Here is a 16,146-nt window from a genome sequence, read left to right on the forward strand (position 1 = left end):
CCCATGCTGCCATATTGGCGGCCCGCTGCCCGGTTCTCACGCGCCGCACATGATCAGCCGAAGTCCGCTGTGACGGTGCGTGCCAGAGCGTCGAGGCGAACGTGGCCGCCGTACGGCAGAATCCACTGCGGCCGGGTATGCCCGAAGGGAACTCCGACGCAGACCACCGCTTCCGCGTTGTACCGGGTGATCTCGTCGATGACGGCATCACGCTGAGCGGCGCGACGCTGCGCGCGCTCCTCCGCCGACGGCACCAGCTCGTGGCTGCTCACGGGAGGCCGGGCAACGAGGACGCCGGCAACCGCGGCGAGGACGCCCCGCTCTCCGAGTGCGCGAACCCACCGTTTCACCCACACGGCCGGCGGCACTTCCTCGCTGGACTCGAGGATCAGGATCGTCCCCTCCAGATCCCCCAGCGACGGCAACCGGCCGGCCACCGCCAGTTGATCGACGACCTCGAAGCAGCCACCCCATGTGCGACCGGTGACCACCCGCTCGGGGCCTGCCCATGTCCACGGTTCGGTGGCCTCCCTGTCGCCGAATTCGGTCAGAGCGCGTGCAGACTCCCAGTCGGGGCCGAAGTCCTCCGACTCTCCCGGCTCCACGATCTCCAGCTCTCCGCCCGTGAACAGCGCCGCCGTCAGCGACGCGAGATGAACAGCATCGATGTGCGGACCCGCACCGAGATGGACCTGAGTCGATCCGCCGTAGTATCCGGCCACCCCGAGCGACCACAGCCAGTTCAGGAGGTTGGTGTTGTCGCTGTAGCCAAGGAAGATCGTGGGGTTCGACGCGGCGAGGCCGGCGTCGAGGTGGGGGATGACCGTGATCTGATCATCGCCGCCGATCGTCGCGAGGATCGCACGGATGCTGGGGTCGGCGAAGGCCGAGTTGATGTCGGCCGCCCGATCCTCCGGCGTGGCGCCGAGCCTGCGGGTCGTCGCATATTCCACGGGGACCAGCCCGGTTGCCGCGATGAGGCGACGCATCGCCTGCTCGTGGACCGCCGGCGCGAATCCGGGGGCCGCGAATGACGGCGACAGAACAGCCACCCGATCGCCTGGCACGAGTTTGGGTGGCGACGACGGTGCGTTGGCCTCAGACATCGCCTCATTCAATCGGCAAGCACCGCCCAACGCAATCGGCACGATTCGCAGGGGGACCGGGAGGCACTCACCCGCCTGTGGCCGCGCGGCGAATCGCGCCGAATCGCGCACGACTCGGCTACTGTTGTCCCAAAGTATGCCGCCGCGTGATCTGCTGAACGCGGCCCCAGCGGGAACGGAATCATGAGCGCACGGATTTTGGTCGTCGACGACGACACCGCCCTGGCGGAGATGATCGGCATTGTGTTGCGAAGCGAGGGCTTCGAGCCGAGCTTCTGCGCGGATGGAGCGCTCGCGCTTGACGCCTTCCGGCAGTACAAGCCCGACCTGGTGCTGCTCGACCTCATGCTGCCCGGCCGCGACGGCATCGAGGTGTGCACGCAGATCCGTGCGGAGTCCGGCACCCCCGTCATCATGTTGACCGCGAAGTCCGACACGACGGATGTCGTCAAGGGGCTTGAATCGGGTGCGGACGACTACATCGTCAAGCCGTTCAACCCGAAGGAGCTCGTCGCCCGGATCCGCACCAGGCTGCGGCCGAGCACCGCGGCATCCGAGTCGCTGCACGTCGGCGACCTCGTCGTGGATGCCGCCGGCCACGAGGTCAGGCGGGGCGACCAGCGCATCAACCTGACGCCGCTCGAATTCGATCTGCTGTTGGCGTTGGCCTCCAAGCCGCAGCAGGTGTTCACGCGCGAGATGCTGCTCGAACAGGTCTGGGGCTACCACTACAAGGCAGACACCCGCCTCGTGAACGTGCACGTTCAGCGACTGCGCGCGAAGGTCGAGCACGACCCGGACAATCCCCGCATCGTCATGACCGTGCGCGGAGTCGGCTACCGGGCCGGCGCCGTCAGCTGAGCCATGGCCGTCCGCGCCGGCGCTCGGCGTTTCGAGTGGCGCTCCTGGCGCAGCTGGCCGCAACAGCTCGGGATGCTGTGGCGGCAGTCGCTGCAGTTCCGCACCGTGCTGATCTCGCTCGGCCTCTCGAGCGTCGCAATCCTGCTCACCGGCATCTACCTGTCGACGAGTGTGAGCAACAACCTGTTCCAGGCCAGGCTGGAACAGGTCCTCGGCGATTCGGCGCGCGCCGTCGCATCGGCCCAGCAACTCGTCGACGCCTCTGACGCGACCGACCGCGCCGCCGTGCTCGGCGTGATGAACAGCGCGCGCAACGCGATGAGCACCGGTGCGGCCAGCCGGCAGGTCGCCGGATTCCGGGTGCCAGGGCAGGAGCCGAGTTCCGTCGCCCCGCTGGACTTCGTGCCGTCCTCGTTGCGCTCGGGTGTGATCACACCGGAGCTGAGAGAGAGCGTGCGCGAGCACCCGGATGAGCAGTTCTGGCAGTCGGTGAGCCTGCAGACGCCGGAGGGCGGAACGGTGCCAGGCATCGTCGTCGGCTCCCAGCTCGTGTTGCCGACGGCCGGCCGCTACGAGATCTACATCGCATACAGCCTGGCCGACGCCGAACAGACGCTCGGATTCGTGCAACAGACGGCCGGGATCGCGGCGATCGCGCTGCTGCTCCTGATCGGTGCGGTCACCTGGGTCGTCGTGCGCCTCGTCGTCACCCCGATCCGGGTGGCGGCGGAGACGAGTGAGCGCCTCGCCGAGGGCGAACTCGAGGTCCGCATCCCGGAGAAGGGCGAGGACGTCATCGCGACGCTCGCGCGCTCCTTCAACGGCATGGCCGACAGCCTGCAGGCCCAGATCAGCAAACTCGCCGATCTCAGCGAGGTGCAGCAGCGCTTCGTCTCCGATGTCTCGCACGAGCTGCGCACCCCGCTCACCACGATCCGGTTGGCCGGCGACGTGCTCTACGATCAGCGCGCCAGCTTCCCACCGGCGACGGAGCGCACGGCCGAGCTTCTGCACACCCAGGTCGAGCGCTTCGAGTTGCTGCTCGCGGATCTGCTCGAGATCAGTCGCTACGACGCCGGCTCCGTCGGGCTCGACCTCGAGGCGACGAGCCTCGTGCACATCGCGGAAGAGACGATCGAGACGATGAGCGGGCTGGCCGAACAGAACGGGACGGAGGTGCGCCTCGTGGCGCCGGGCGGGCACCTGCCGGCCGAGCTCGACCCGCGCCGCATCCGCCGCATCGTGAGCAACCTCCTCGGCAACGCGATCGAGCACAGCGAGGGGAAGCCGATCATCGTCACCGTCGACAGCACGTCCACCGCGGTCGCGCTGACCGTGCGCGACTACGGCGTCGGTATGAAGGAGCACGAGGCCGCGCTCGTCTTCGACCGGTTCTGGCGCGCAGACCCGTCTCGCAAACGCACGATCGGCGGCACGGGACTCGGACTGCCGATCTCGCTCGAGGACGCCCTGCTGCACGGCGGCACGATCGACGTCTGGTCCGCGCCCAGGGCCGGATCGGCATTCCGCGTGACGCTGCCGCGGGTGCACGGGCGGCCGATGGGCGAATCCCCGGTGCCGCTGCCCCCTGAGGATGCCGGAGCCACGCGCCCGGCCGAGCCACCCGTCCGGCCGGTCGATGAGGCTGAGGAGGCCGCAGATGTCTAGACGCCACCGCACCGGCCGAGGCCTGGCCGCGCGTTTGACGGCCGTGGCGACGCTCGGCGCGCTGCTCCTCAGCGGCTGTGCCGGCATCCCGAGCTCCGGCTCCGTGCATGCCGGGCAGGCGGTGGAGAGCGAGGCGAGCCCCGAGTTCGACTTCCTCGCCCGCAGCCCCCAGCCGGGTGCGACGCAGGAGGAGATCCTGCTCGGCTTCGTGGAGGCGGCGGCCAGCCCGCAGGACCGCTATGCGGTCGCCAGGGAGTTCCTCACCCCCGCGTTCAGCACCGAGTGGGATCCCGATGCCAGCGCGCTCATCGACGGCGGCATCCAGCGCAGCCCGCAGACCCTGAACGCGAACGCCATGACGTTGACGGTGTCGGCGCTGGCGGATGTCGGCGTCAGCGGTGAGTACATGCAGCGCGAGTCGCCGACGACCCAGGTGCTCGGCTACGAGTTCACCCAGATCGAGGGGGAGTGGCGCATCAGCAGGGCCCCGCAGGGGATCCTCGTCGACCAGCCGACCTTCTCGCTCGTCTTCGGGAGCTACCCGCTCTACTTCTTCGACCCCACCTTCAGCTACCTCGTTCCCGATCTGCGCTGGTTCCCCCGACGCACCTCGACGCCGACGGTGATCGTCAATGCGCTGCTCAGTGGACCGAGTGAGTGGTTGGACGGCGCGGTCCGCTCCGCCTTCCCGGAGGGGACGGCGCTGACGACGGCCTCCGTGCGCGTCGTCACCCGCAGTGCCATCGTCGACCTCAGCCCGAGCGTGCTGCAGACCGAGGCGATCTCGCTCCAGCGGATGCAGCTGCAGCTGCGGGAGAGCCTGCAGGGGGTGTCGTCGATCACCGGGGTCACGATCACCGTCGACCAGATCGAACAGCAGATCTCCGACACCCTCGCCCCCGTGATTCAAGACCCGCACGTCGATCCACGCGCGCTGATCCTGCGCGACGGTGAGTTCGGGCACCTGGCGGCGAGTGGAGACACCGTCACCCCGATCGACCTCTCCGAACAGATCGTGGCGCTGGAGCCGAGCGCGGTCAGCGTCGGGGTCCAGCAGGGCTCTGGCAACACGGCGGCCGTCCGCGGTGAGCAGGGGGTGAGCGTCGTGCGATCCGGCAGCGAGGCGCGGCTGCTCGATGAACGGGCCGGCCTGATCGCGCCGGTCGTCGATGTCTTCGGCTACGTGTGGTCTGTGCCGCGAGACGCACCGGGTGAGCTCTTCGCCTTCGCCCCCGACGGCACGAGGACCTCCGTCGGGACGAGCTGGACGGATGCGACGAGCATCACCTCCATCGCGCTCTCGCGCGACGGCACCCGGCTCATCGCCCTCTACGAGGCCGGGGACGCGACCCGGCTGGTCGCGACCGGCATCCTGCGTCAGGAAGGCGAGGGACGCAACGTGCCTGAGCGGCTCGGCACGCCGCTGGAGCTCGCCGTCCCGGCCGAGGCGCCGCTGGCGACGGCCTGGGTCAACGAGCTGACCGTCGCGACCCTGACGGAAGGGCCGGCCGAGGAGACGCTCATCACCGCCCAGCAGATCGGCGGTCCGAGCAGCGAGATCGAGGGGGCGCCGGACGCGCTCACCTTGAGCGGCGGCAACACGAGCCGTGAGCTGCGCCTGCTGAGCGCGGCTGGTGAGCTGTTGCAGCGCAGAGGCCTCTCGTGGCAGCCGCGCATCGACGGCGTCGGCGTGCTGGGCATCTCGATCGGGCTCTGAGTGCTGGCGGCGCTGGCCTGAGCGGAGCGCTCCCGTGCGCCAAGAGCTGTCCCGCACAGGGCGTGTGATCGGGGCGGTTCTGCACAGCCGGCGAACGCGGATGACGGCCGCGGCCGCTCTGGAGCAGGCTCGAGGCATGGAATCGTCACGGTCGGTGCTGCTCGCGGCGCTCTCCGACGCGCTCTCCGGCGCGCTCGCCGTGTGGGCGCCGAGCGACTGCGTCGGCTGCGGGCGTCACGACAGGGGAGTCTGCGGCGACTGCGCCACCGCGTTCGCGGCGGAGACCCCGCACAGCACGGTGCGCCTCGGCGAGACGGTCTGGTGCGGCCTCGACTACGCCGGCGCCGCCAGACGCGCCCTGCTGGCGTTCAAAGATGCCGGACGCACTGAGGCGGCTGGTGCGCTGAGCGTACCGCTCCGCCGTGCGGTCATCGCCGCGCTCACGGCGGCGCTCGCCGATGCGGATGGCCCAGGCGGCATCCGCATCGTCACGATCCCCTCCGACCGCTCCGCCGCGATGCACCGGGGTTTCCACCCCGTCAACACGTTGCTCGCCGCGGCCGGGCTGCGCAGCACGGCCCTGCTCGGCCATGGTTCTGCGCACCTCGATCAGGCCGGGCTCGACCGCGAGGCGCGGGCACGCAACCTGGCCGGTGCCCTGCGCGTGCGCCCAGGAGCCGGCTCCGTGGTCGGGCTGCGCGTTCTCATCGTCGACGACATCCTGACAACCGGATCAACGATCGCGGAGGCCGCACGGGCGCTCAGGAGCGCGGGGGCAGAGGTCTGCGGATGCGCCGTTCTGGCGGATACCAGACTGCGCGCAGACGCCCAAGCACGGTCACAGGAAGTTCGGATGAATAGCCGGTGACTTTCCATCGGACAACGGCTACGGTTGGCTCAAAGGCGAGAAAGGTCCGCCCTGTAGATGCCGGGCGGCACGCCTATCTGGGAGGTCGTCATGGAAACAAACATCGTCGGACGCAACCTGGGAATCACTGATCGCTTCCGTGAATACGCCACGGACAAGGCAGACAAAGTCGCGTCTCTTGCCGACAAGGCACAGGCGCTGGAGATCAAGGTCAGCCGCCAGAACCAGGTCACCGGAACCGTGCGGAGCGACCGCGTCGAGCTGACGTTGATCGGCAAGGGGCCTCTCGTGCGCGCTGAAGCCGAGGGCTCAGACAAGTACGCCGCGTTCGACGTCGCACTCGGCCGCCTGCTCGAACGGGTGCGCAGAGCCAAGGACCGACGCAAGGTACACCGTGGGAACCATCGCCCGACGTCGTTGCGCGAGGCGAGCACCGGTGGTTTCGAGGCCGTGCACATGACACCGGCCGACGCCGAGATCCTCGAACAGGTGCGCACCGGGTCGATCCCCGTCGTGAACGACGAGAACAGCGAAGAGATCGAGGCCGAGTACTCGCCCGTCGTGATCCGCCGCAAGCTCTTCGCATCGATCCCGATGACGATCGACGACGCCCTCTACAACATGGAGCTTGTCGGCCACGACTTCTACCTCTTCCACGACATCGAGACCGACCGTCCGAGCGTCGTGTACCGCCGCAAGGGCTGGGACTACGGTGTGATCGGCCTCGGCGACGCAGAGCGCGAGGCGATCTCGGCGTAACCGTCAGCCGGACTGCCCGGGCCCCGCATCAGTCACTGATGTGGGGCCCGGTGCCGTCTCGGGGTCGGCGGTGGCACACACGCTCCGCTGTGAGCGAACCCGGTGTCGGTATTCACAGTGCGCACCCCGATACGCTTGCTATCGTGGCCGAGTGGAGTCGGCCGCGCGCTGACGCGCCCCGTTGCACACGCCACGGCGGCACGACCCCGAGCCCTCAGACAACTGGAGACAATCCGTGGCCTCAATTCTCGAAAAAGTCCTGCGCGTTGGCGAGGGGCGCACGCTCAAGCGCCTCGAAAACTACGCCAAGGCGATCAACGCGCTTGAAGACGACTTCACGCACCTCAGCGACGAGGAGCTCAAGCACGAGACCGTCGAGCTGCGCGAGCGCTACTCGAACGGCGAATCGCTCGACGACCTGCTCCCCGAGGCCTTCGCCGCGGTCCGCGAGGCCAGCCGCCGCACCCTGGGCCTGCGTCACTTCGACGTGCAGCTGATGGGCGGAGCGGCGCTCCACCTCGGAAACATCTCCGAGATGAAGACCGGTGAAGGCAAGACGCTCGTCGCCACGACGGCCGCCTACCTCAACGCCATCACCAGCCGCGGCGTACACATCATCACGGTCAACGACTTCCTCGCCAGCTACCAGTCGGAGCTGATGGGCCGCGTGTTCCGCGCCCTCGGCATGACGACGGGCTGCATCGTCTCCGGTCAGACCCCCGAGGTGCGCCGCGAGCAGTACGCCGCCGACATCACCTACGGCACGAACAACGAGTTCGGCTTCGACTACCTGCGCGACAACATGGCATGGCAGACGAGCGACATGGTGCAGCGCGGTCACTACTTCGCCATCGTCGACGAGGTCGACTCGATCCTCATCGACGAGGCGCGCACGCCGCTGATCATCTCCGGCCCGGCATCCGGTGAGGCCAACCGCTGGTTCACCGAGTTCGCGCAGTTGGCCAAGCGCCTCACGGCCGGCACCGACTTCGAGGTGGACGAGAAGAAGCGCACCGTCGGCGTGCTGGAGCCCGGCATCGAGAAGGTCGAGGACTACCTCGGCATCGACAACCTCTACGAGTCCGCGAACACCCCGCTGATTTCCTTCCTGAACAACGCCATCAAGGCCAACGCCCTGTTCAAGCGCGACAAGGACTACGTCGTGATGAACGGCGAGGTGCTCATCGTTGACGAGCACACGGGCCGCATCCTGATGGGACGCCGCTACAACGAGGGCATCCACCAGGCGATCGAGGCCAAGGAGGGCGTCGCGGTCAAGGCCGAGAACCAGACCCTGGCCACCGTCACACTGCAGAACTACTTCCGTCTGTACTCCAAGCTCTCCGGTATGACCGGTACCGCCGAGACCGAGGCGGCCGAGTTCATGTCGACCTACAAGCTCGGCGTCGTGACGATCCCGACCAACAAGCCGATGAAGCGCATCGACCAGCCCGACCTCGTCTACAAGAACGAGGAGGCCAAGTTCGGACAGGTCGTCGAGGACATCGTCGAGCGCAACAAGAACGGCCAGCCCGTTCTCGTCGGAACGACCTCGGTCGAGAAGAGTGAGTACCTCTCCCGGCTGCTGGCGAAGAAGGGCATCCGGCACGAGGTTCTGAACGCGAAGAACCACGCCCGCGAGGCCGCCATCGTCGCGCAGGCCGGCCGTCTCGGCTCGGTCACCGTCGCAACCAACATGGCCGGCCGCGGTACCGACGTGATGCTCGGCGGCAACGCCGAGTTCCTCGCCGTCGCCGAGCTGAACGCCAGGGGCCTCAGCCCGGTGGACACCCCGGATGAGTACGAGACCGCGTGGGATGACGTCTTCGAGACGGTCAAGGCCACGGTCAACGAGGAGGCCGCCAAGGTCATCGAGGCCGGCGGGCTCTACGTCCTCGGCACCGAGCGGCACGAATCGCGCCGCATCGACAACCAGCTGCGCGGTCGTTCCGGCCGTCAGGGTGACCCGGGAGAGAGCCGCTTCTACCTCTCGCTGACCGATGACCTGATGCGCCTGTTCAACGCCGGTGCCGCTGAGGCCCTGATGGGCCGCAGTGGTGTGCCAGATGACATGGCGATCGAGTCCAAGGTCGTCAGCCGCGCGATCCGCAGCGCCCAGTCGCAGGTCGAGGCCCGCAACGCCGAGATCCGCAAGAACGTGCTCAAGTACGACGACGTGCTGAACCGTCAGCGCGAGGCGATCTACAGCGACCGCCGCCACATCCTCGAGGGCGACGACCTGCACGAGCGCACTCAGGCGTTCCTGGAGAGCGTGATCGACGATGTGCTCGCGCAGCACACCAGCGAGGGAGCAGGCGACGACTGGGACTTCGACGCGCTGTGGACGGAGCTGAAGACGCTCTACCCCGTTGGCATCACCATCGACGAGGTCGTTGCCGAGGCCGGCAACAAGGGCAAGATCAACCCCGACTTCATGCGCCGCGAGATCCTCTCCGACGCCAAGCTCGCCTACCAGAAGCGCGAGGAGTCGCTCGGCTCTCCCGCGATGCGCGAGCTGGAACGTCGCGTGGTGCTCTCGGTGATCGACCGCCGCTGGCGTGAGCACCTCTACGAGATGGACTACCTCAAGGACGGCATCGGCCTGCGCGCCATGGCGCAGCGCGACCCGCTGGTCGAGTACCAGCGTGAGGGCTACACGATGTTCCAGCAGATGATGGGGCAGATCCGCGAGGAGACCGTCGGCTTCCTGTTCAACCTCGAGGTCGAGGTGACGCAGGCTCCAGGCGAGATCGGCGCACCGCGCGTCGCCGCGAAGGGCCTCGCGCGCTCCGAGGCGCCGACCGACAAGCTGAGCTACATCGCGCCGAGCGATTCCGGCGACGTCGAGGTGCGCAATCAGCGCGGCCAGATCCAGCAGGCGGCGACCGACCGTGCCCGTCGCCAGGTGGCGGCCAGCCAGGTCGAACCGGATGACGCGGCCGATGCCGCCGAGCCGCAGGTCGGGCGCGGAGCGTTCGGACAGAACACCGGCGGTGCCGCTCCCGTGAACCGCGCCGAGCGCCGCGCGCAGGGCAAGAAGTAACGCAACCCAGCAACAGAGGATGCCCCGGCGCTGCGCCGGGGCATCCTCTTTCTGTCCGCGACCGCTCCGCAGCACCAACCTTTGGGTTGATGCGCCGAACGGGGAGCCTGGGGCAGGATGGAACTCCCGGTGTCGATCGAGCCCGGGAGAAAGTTGTCATCATGAAGAGGTTGTTCTACGCCGCGTTCGCATCGATGCTGCTCGGGGTGCTCTCCGGGCTGTTCTATCGCGAGTTCACCAAGGCGAACGACTTCGTCGGTGACACCCAGCTCGCGCTGGTGCACACGCACCTGCTCGCGCTCGGAATGACCGTCTTCCTCATCCTTCTGGCACTCGAGAAGCTCTTCACGGTCGCGGAGAGCCCGCTGTTCGGCTGGTTCTTCTGGCTCTACTGTGCCGGGCTGCTGATCACCACGGGCGCCATGGTCGCCCACGGTTCGCTCACCGTGTTGGGGGAGGAGAGCACCGCGGCGATCGCCGGCATCGCGGGCATGGGCCACATCCTGCTGCTGATCAGCCTCGTCCTCTACTTCGTTGCCCTCCGGCCGAAGGTGCTGGCCGCCGCGAAGGCCCCGGCGCTCTGAGTCGACGCTCCGTCACAGGATGCTGAGGGCGCTCGCGCGCCAGCGGTGATCGAGGCCCTCCAGGCGGATGGCAACCGCACGGCTCCTCGCCCGGCCGTGCACGATCACGACGGCCTCGATGATGCCGTCGCACGGTTCGGTCATGAGCACGCGCGCGATCGTCACGACCGGCCGGTTAGCGGGAATCCGCTTGACGGCCCGTGCCCGTGCCGCGATGCCCGCACGTGTCCTCAACGCCATGTAGACCTCGTCGGTGACCCAGCGTCCGATCTGTTCGAGGTCGCGGATGCCGCCGAGGATCTCCAGCACGCAGCGGGTGAGGTTGATCAGCAGCGGCTCCGGATCCGGCAGCTCCCTTCGGCCGCTCCGTTGCCTCGTGAAGGCATCGTCGTCCGGGTCGACGGCGGTCAGCGCACTCGTGCGCCCATCGGTTACCGCCGCCGTGTCTGCCTGCTCGGGTTCTGACATGACATCTCCGCTTCGGGGGCGCGAGAGCACGTCGCCACACCAGGATGAATTTGTGCCCCGTTCTGGGGGTATTGCCTGTCGCACATGAAAGCACTCGGCGCCGTTGTCTGTCTAGAGTCAGATCGCACTGTGGATAACTTTTCTGCGCTCCGCGCGGAAGCACTAACGTGTGCACATGCGCTGGGACAGCCTGTTCGACGACCTCGAGGGTCAGCTCGAGCACGAGCTCGGCGCGGAGGAGGCACAGCTCGCGGCCGAGGAAGAGCGGCTGCGACTCGGGCGGCTCTCGCTGCGCGCACGACTGAGCGCACTCGCGGCCGGCCCCGAGGGGGCTCCGGGATTCGCTGCGGCCGACTCGGCCGGCGTCCTGCGGATCGAGTTGCGCAGCGGAGCGCTGGTGACTGTGCGCGCGCTCACCTTCGGCAAGGACTGGTTTGCAGGCGAACTCGTCGCCGCAGGGCTGCGCCGCCCGCAGTGTGTCATCCCGTTGTCGGCGATCAGTGGGGTGCTGCTTGACCGCGGCGCTGTCGAACGGAGCCTGCGCGAACAGTCGAGCGCACCGGCCCACCTGGCCGAGCGGATCGGGCTCGCCTTCGTGCTGCGCGACCTCTGCCGGCGTCGGGCCGCCGTCGAGCTGGACTGCGGCGTGAACGTCTCCGGCGCCGCACGGGTGCTCCACGGCACCATCGACAGGGTCGGGCGTGACCACTGTGACCTCGCCATGCACGACGTTGGCGTCCCGCGTCGGAGCGCGCTCGTGACGGGGTACCGGATCGTGCCGTTCGATCAGCTCATGATGGTGCGCGTCACGGTGTGACGCGCACTCAGTGCTGTTGGACGCTCACTCCTGCGGGGGCTTCGGCGGGGACGGCTGGCCGCTGCGCACGATCGTGCCGCCGGAGAGCTCGGGGATGTTGGCGTACTCGGCCTGATTCCAGAGCCCCATGCGCCGCGTCTCCTCGTACTTCGCCTCGATGTAGCCCTCGAGAACGACCCGTTCGACGCGCCACATGCTCGCGCCGCCGCTCGCGTCGGCCGTGCGCCCGACCCTGATCGCCGGAAGCTCGCCAGAGCGCACCAGGGCAAGCACATCGTCGACACTCACCGTGAGGATCTCGGCGGTGTCGCCGAGGGTCAGGAATCGACCGAGTGCGTCATCGGGGGCGGCTGCGGACATAGTTCGATTATGGCCTCGCGCACCGGCGACGGTGCCGGGGGATCGCGGCTGTGGATAACTTTCTCGGGCATCGACGAGATTTGCGATCATGGGAGCCACGGCGACGCGACAGAGGGAAGGCGCCACGCATGGGGCAGGAGAAGACAGCCGGGGCAGGTGCCAAGCGGCCGCTGTGGTTCGACCCGCGCTTCGCCGTCGGCGTCGTGCTGGTGCTCGGGTCGATCATCGGTGTCACCGCCGTCGTCGCGAGCGTCGATGACAGCGCCCAGATGTACGTTGCCCGCACGACGATGCCCGCGGGGACAACGATCACTGCCGCCGAGCTGGAGCCCACCGCTGTTCGGCTCGGAACCGCGGAGTCGCGCTATCTGGATCCGGCAGGGCTGCCGGAAGGAGGGCTCGTGCTCACCCGGGCTGTCGCCGCCGGTGAGTTGATCCCGCTCACAGCGGTCAGCGACACGGCAGAGCTCGGCCGGACAGGAGTCGTCGTCGCCCTCTCCGGCGATATTGCGGCGTCCGTGGCGGCGGGGGCACCGGTCGATCTGTGGGCGGCGCAACAGCTGGAGCACGGCCGATTCGGGCCGCCTGGCGTCATCGTTTCCTCCGCCGAAGTCGTCAGGGTGCTCGAGGACGGCGGGCTCCTCGGCTCGGCCGGACGATCGGTCGAGCTGCGCCTGCCGACATCGTCCGTTGCCGCGGTGCTGCAGGCTGTCGCGAACGGGGATGCGCTCTCACTGGTGCCGGCCAGCCCCGGCGCCGAGCTCGGCGCCGGCTAGCCATGGCCAGCCTCGTGCTCGGGCTCGACGCCAGGGCGGAAGACCGCCTCCTGGCGGACATGATCGAGCACGGCCACAGCGTCGCGGCCAGGCTCGGCTCCGCGCGCGAGATCATCGCAGCCCTCGATGAGCACCGGCCGAATGCCGTCATCGTCTCCGCGACCCGGATGACGTTGGGGTCCGATCTGCTTGCTGCCTGTGATCGGCGCGGCATCCGGGTGATCGCGCTCGCCGCCGACGCCGCCGAACGTCGACACGCCGCCGTGCTCGGCCTGCACGAGGTCGTCGCCGCCGATGCGGCGTGGCCGGAGGTCGAGGAGCTGCTGGGCGCGGGAATCCCGGTGCCGTTGCGGGCGGCCGCCGAGCATCCCGCGCGCGGGCGCGGAACGGTGATCGCCGTGTGGGGGCCTGCCGGTGGACCAGGGCGCAGCACCATCGCCGTGAACATCGCCGCCGAGATCGCGGCGAGCGGGCACTCCGTCGTGCTGGCCGATGCCGACAGCTACGGCGGCAGCATCGCGCCTCTTCTGGGCATGCTCGATGAGGCCCCCGGCTTCGCGGCCGCGTGCAGGCTGGGCGGCACCGGCAGCCTGAGCGGGGCCGAACTGGAGCGTATCGCGCAGCGCTACGACTCGCCCCATGGCTCGTTCGCTGTGCTCACCGGGATCGGTCGTGCCGCGCGCTGGCCGGAACTCGGGGCCGACAGGGTCGCAGCGAGCATCGAGGCCTGCCGGAACTGGCGCGAGTATGTCGTCGTCGACGTCGGATTCTGTCTGGAGGACGACGAGGAGATCTCGAGCGATCTGTTCGCCCCGCGCCGGAACGCGGCGACGCTCGCGGTGCTCGCGGCAGCCGATCGGGTCGTCGCGGTCGGGCTGGCCGATCCGCTCGGTCTGTCCCGCTTCCTGCGCGCAGTCCCCGCCCTCGGCGAGGCCGCGGCGAACGCTCAGATCACCGTGCTGCTGAACCGGGTGCGCGCCAGCGCGATCGGCCTGGACCCGCATGCACAACTGCGCAACACGCTGCGCCGCTTCGGAGGGATCGAGGAGGCCACCCTCGTGCCGCACGATCTGAATGCGCTCGACGCGGCCGTGCTCGACGGCCGGACGCTGCGTGATGCCGCGCCGCGCTCGCCGGTGCGCACAGCGCTTGCCGCCCTCGTGCTTGAGCAGTTCGTTCCTGCACCCGCGCCGCAGCGCCGCCCATCGTGGCGGCCGCGAGCACGGCGGGCAGCGGCCGCGGCGTTGTCGCCCGCGCAGTGAAGGTACGCTGGATGCCGTGTCGACGCTCAGTGATCTCGTACTTGCCCAGGGCCGCAGCAGCCAAGTTGATGTTGACTGGCTGCACATGTTGGTGGCCGACGGTCAGCTCATAGCCGACCTCGCCTTCGCCGACATCGTGCTGTGGGTGCCGACGGAGACGGGGAGCTTCGTCGCCGTCGCCCACGCCAGGCCCTCCAGCGCCGCGACGCTGTTCTACCGCGACTTCGTCGGTCAGGAGATCAAGGCCGAATGGCGCAAGCAGGTGACGGAGGCCTTCGAGACGGCGCAGATCGTCGACAACACCGCACCGGATTGGTACGAGGAGACACCGACCCGCGTGAAGGCCATCCCCGTGATGCGCCGCCTCTCGGCATCCGGCTCGGCCGTCGCACCCGACCCCGTCGCCGTGATGACCAGGCACACCAACCTCAGCGAGGCCCGCACCCCGAGCCGCCAGGAGCTGACCTTCAACGACTGCGCCAGCGAGCTCTTCGCGATGATCGCAACGGGGGACTTCCCCGACCTCGGCGCGCCGACGGGGCCGAGGCGTGGGGCGCCCCGTGCATCGGACGGGCTGATCCGGCTCGACGTCGACGGCATCACGACCTTCGCCAGCCCGAACGCCCTCTCGGCGTTCAACCGCATGGGCTTCGTCGACGAGCTCGAGGGCGAGTCGCTGGCCGAGGTCACGACCAAGTTGCTTCCCGGCAAGCTCGTCGTCGACGAGTCGCTGCCGCTCGTCGTCACGGGCCGGGCACCGTGGCGCACCGACATCGAGGCGCGCGGGGTCACCGTTGGCCTCAGGGCGATCCCGATCCGCAACCGGGGGGAGCGCATCGGCGCGATCGTGCTCTGCCGCGACGTGACGGAGCTGCGGCACCAGGAACGCGAGCTGATCACCAAGGACGCCACAATCCGTGAGATCCACCACCGGGTGAAGAACAACCTGCAGACGGTCGCGTCGCTGCTGCGCATCCAGGCCCGTCGCGGGCGTTCGGAGGAGGCGAGGGAGGCGCTGGCCCAGGCCATGCGCCGCGTCGCGGCGATCGCCGTCGTGCACGACACCCTCTCGGAGGGGCTCAGCCAGAACGTCGACTTCGACGCCGTATTCGACCGCGTGCTGCTGCTCGTCGCCGAGGTCGCCTCGGCCCACAACACCACCGTCCACCCCAAATCGAGCGGCACATTCGGCGTGCTGCCGAGCGAGTATGCGACGCCGTTGGCCCTCGCCCTGACCGAGCTCGTGACGAACGCGGTCGAGCACGGCCTCGCGGGTCGCGAGGGCGAGGTCGAGATCATCGCAGAGCGGGATGAGGAGACGCTCACCGTGCGGGTGCGCGACACCGGCTCCGGTCTTCCGGAGGGCAAGGTCGGGTCCGGCCTCGGTACCCAGATCGTGCGCACGCTGATCCAGGGCGAACTGGGCGGAACCATCGACTGGCACACCGTTCTCGGCAGCGGCACAGAAGTGACGATCGAGATCCCGCTGCGCTGGCTCGACAAACGCCAGAACTAGTACGTCAACAACGTAGAAGCGCCGCACGATTTCTCGTGCGGCGCTTCTGCGTTGGTGCGTGTGAGTGCGCGGTCTAGGAGGCGCGGCGTGCGCGTGCGGCGCGGCGCTTGAGCGCGCGGCGCTCGTCTTCGCTGAGGCCACCCCAGACGCCGGAGTCCTGACCGGTCTCGAGCGCGTACTGCAAGCAGATCTCGGTCACATTGCATCGACCGCAGACGGTCTTCGCCTTCTCGATCTGGTCGACGGCCGGTCCGGTGTTCCCAACGGGGAAGAACAGCTCGGGGTCGGCTGTGAGGCAGGCAGCTTTATCGCGCCAATCCATGGGGGTGCTCCTTTATTGC

15 protein-coding genes are annotated in these 16,146 nt (G+C 68.7%); 11 read left to right on the forward strand and 4 right to left on the reverse strand.

All coding sequences use genetic code 11. The features are described from left to right. Positions 1 to 53 precede the first annotated feature (53 nt). Complete coding sequence (locus EV379_RS03345) at positions 54 to 1,106, reverse strand: S66 family peptidase (RefSeq protein WP_130504894.1); 1,053 nt, start codon at positions 1,104 to 1,106, stop codon at positions 54 to 56. Between the two features lie 183 nt (positions 1,107 to 1,289). Here EV379_RS03345 and mtrA point away from each other — a divergent pair, with 183 nt between their 5' ends. The 7 genes from mtrA (at position 1,290) to EV379_RS03380 (ending at position 10,606) form a co-directional block, all read left to right on the forward strand. Next, positions 1,290 to 1,967 carry an MtrAB system response regulator MtrA gene (mtrA, locus tag EV379_RS03350; protein ID WP_055834137.1) on the forward strand — a complete coding sequence of 226 codons (678 nt, stop codon included), beginning with the start codon at positions 1,290 to 1,292 and terminating at the stop codon, positions 1,965 to 1,967. 3 nt (positions 1,968 to 1,970) lie between these two features. Next, the gene (mtrB, locus tag EV379_RS03355; protein ID WP_130504895.1) at positions 1,971 to 3,635 is read left to right on the forward strand and encodes an MtrAB system histidine kinase MtrB; all 1,665 of its coding nucleotides are present in this window, start codon (positions 1,971 to 1,973) and stop codon (positions 3,633 to 3,635) included. After that, the gene (locus EV379_RS03360) at positions 3,628 to 5,352 is read left to right on the forward strand and encodes an LpqB family beta-propeller domain-containing protein (RefSeq protein WP_165397276.1); all 1,725 of its coding nucleotides are present in this window, start codon (positions 3,628 to 3,630) and stop codon (positions 5,350 to 5,352) included. The genes mtrB and EV379_RS03360 overlap by 8 nt, the downstream gene beginning before the upstream one ends. Before the next feature lie 136 nt (positions 5,353 to 5,488). After that, on the forward strand, positions 5,489 to 6,220 hold the full coding sequence (locus EV379_RS03365; protein WP_165397277.1) for a ComF family protein: 732 nt from the start codon (positions 5,489 to 5,491) through the stop codon (positions 6,218 to 6,220). A 90-nt stretch (positions 6,221 to 6,310) separates the two neighbouring features. Continuing rightward, the gene (hpf, locus tag EV379_RS03370) at positions 6,311 to 6,979 is read left to right on the forward strand and encodes a ribosome hibernation-promoting factor, HPF/YfiA family (protein WP_130504898.1); all 669 of its coding nucleotides are present in this window, start codon (positions 6,311 to 6,313) and stop codon (positions 6,977 to 6,979) included. A gap of 235 nt (positions 6,980 to 7,214) precedes the next feature. Then, positions 7,215 to 10,022: a preprotein translocase subunit SecA gene (secA, locus tag EV379_RS03375; RefSeq protein ID WP_130504899.1), complete on the forward strand. Its 2,808-nt coding sequence runs from the start codon at positions 7,215 to 7,217 to the stop codon at positions 10,020 to 10,022. Positions 10,023 to 10,183: 161 nt separating this feature from the next. Further along, entirely contained in the window at positions 10,184 to 10,606 is a 423-nt protein-coding gene (locus tag EV379_RS03380) for a DUF2871 domain-containing protein (RefSeq protein ID WP_130504900.1), read from the forward strand. Positions 10,607 to 10,618: 12 nt separating this feature from the next. Here EV379_RS03380 and EV379_RS03385 read toward each other — a convergent pair whose 3' ends face one another. Continuing rightward, positions 10,619 to 11,074, reverse strand: a complete 456-nt coding sequence (locus EV379_RS03385) for an Rv3235 family protein (RefSeq protein ID WP_242616215.1) — start codon at positions 11,072 to 11,074, stop codon at positions 10,619 to 10,621. 175 nt (positions 11,075 to 11,249) lie between these two features. On the opposite strand from EV379_RS03385, the gene EV379_RS03390 reads away from it, so the two are divergent. After that, complete coding sequence (locus tag EV379_RS03390) at positions 11,250 to 11,891, forward strand: hypothetical protein (RefSeq protein ID WP_130504901.1); 642 nt, start codon at positions 11,250 to 11,252, stop codon at positions 11,889 to 11,891. A 24-nt stretch (positions 11,892 to 11,915) separates the two neighbouring features. Here the strand turns inward: EV379_RS03390 and EV379_RS03395 are convergent, their stop codons facing one another. Continuing rightward, positions 11,916 to 12,251 carry a helix-turn-helix domain-containing protein gene (locus EV379_RS03395; RefSeq protein ID WP_130504902.1) on the reverse strand — a complete coding sequence of 112 codons (336 nt, stop codon included), beginning with the start codon at positions 12,249 to 12,251 and terminating at the stop codon, positions 11,916 to 11,918. A gap of 128 nt (positions 12,252 to 12,379) precedes the next feature. Here EV379_RS03395 and EV379_RS03400 point away from each other — a divergent pair, with 128 nt between their 5' ends. Genes EV379_RS03400 through EV379_RS03410 form a run of 3 tightly spaced genes read left to right on the forward strand, consistent with a single transcriptional unit; the run spans position 12,380 to position 15,805 of the window. Next, entirely contained in the window at positions 12,380 to 13,027 is a 648-nt protein-coding gene (locus EV379_RS03400; RefSeq protein ID WP_130504903.1) for an SAF domain-containing protein, read from the forward strand. Positions 13,028 to 13,029: 2 nt separating this feature from the next. Next, a complete protein-coding gene (locus EV379_RS03405) occupies positions 13,030 to 14,289 on the forward strand; it encodes a CpaE/TadZ family protein (RefSeq protein WP_130504904.1) in 1,260 nt (419 codons plus the stop codon). Between the two features lie 16 nt (positions 14,290 to 14,305). Further along, positions 14,306 to 15,805, forward strand: coding sequence for a sensor histidine kinase (locus tag EV379_RS03410; protein ID WP_130504905.1), 1,500 nt, complete (start codon positions 14,306 to 14,308; stop codon positions 15,803 to 15,805). Between the two features lie 73 nt (positions 15,806 to 15,878). Here EV379_RS03410 and EV379_RS03415 read toward each other — a convergent pair whose 3' ends face one another. Beyond that, complete coding sequence (locus tag EV379_RS03415) at positions 15,879 to 16,127, reverse strand: WhiB family transcriptional regulator (protein ID WP_047407066.1); 249 nt, start codon at positions 16,125 to 16,127, stop codon at positions 15,879 to 15,881. Positions 16,128 to 16,146: the final 19 nt, after the last annotated feature.

This window comes from Microterricola gilva (genome assembly GCF_004217495.1).
GTDB classification, from domain to species: domain Bacteria; phylum Actinomycetota; class Actinomycetes; order Actinomycetales; family Microbacteriaceae; genus Microterricola; species Microterricola gilva.

Coding starts and splice junctions, on each gene's coding strand:
- EV379_RS03345 (WP_130504894.1), bottom strand. CDS start 1,106: ATGTCTGAGGCCAACGCACCGTCGTCGCCACCCAAACTCGTGCCAGGC.
- mtrA (WP_055834137.1), top strand. CDS start 1,290: ATGAGCGCACGGATTTTGGTCGTCGACGACGACACCGCCCTGGCGGAG.
- mtrB (WP_130504895.1), top strand. CDS start 1,971: ATGGCCGTCCGCGCCGGCGCTCGGCGTTTCGAGTGGCGCTCCTGGCGC.
- EV379_RS03360 (WP_165397276.1), top strand. CDS start 3,628: ATGTCTAGACGCCACCGCACCGGCCGAGGCCTGGCCGCGCGTTTGACG.
- EV379_RS03365 (WP_165397277.1), top strand. CDS start 5,489: ATGGAATCGTCACGGTCGGTGCTGCTCGCGGCGCTCTCCGACGCGCTC.
- hpf (WP_130504898.1), top strand. CDS start 6,311: ATGGAAACAAACATCGTCGGACGCAACCTGGGAATCACTGATCGCTTC.
- EV379_RS03380 (WP_130504900.1), top strand. CDS start 10,184: ATGAAGAGGTTGTTCTACGCCGCGTTCGCATCGATGCTGCTCGGGGTG.
- EV379_RS03385 (WP_242616215.1), bottom strand. CDS start 11,074: ATGTCAGAACCCGAGCAGGCAGACACGGCGGCGGTAACCGATGGGCGC.
- EV379_RS03390 (WP_130504901.1), top strand. CDS start 11,250: ATGCGCTGGGACAGCCTGTTCGACGACCTCGAGGGTCAGCTCGAGCAC.
- EV379_RS03395 (WP_130504902.1), bottom strand. CDS start 12,251: ATGTCCGCAGCCGCCCCCGATGACGCACTCGGTCGATTCCTGACCCTC.
- EV379_RS03400 (WP_130504903.1), top strand. CDS start 12,380: ATGGGGCAGGAGAAGACAGCCGGGGCAGGTGCCAAGCGGCCGCTGTGG.
- EV379_RS03405 (WP_130504904.1), top strand. CDS start 13,030: ATGGCCAGCCTCGTGCTCGGGCTCGACGCCAGGGCGGAAGACCGCCTC.
- EV379_RS03415 (WP_047407066.1), bottom strand. CDS start 16,127: ATGGATTGGCGCGATAAAGCTGCCTGCCTCACAGCCGACCCCGAGCTG.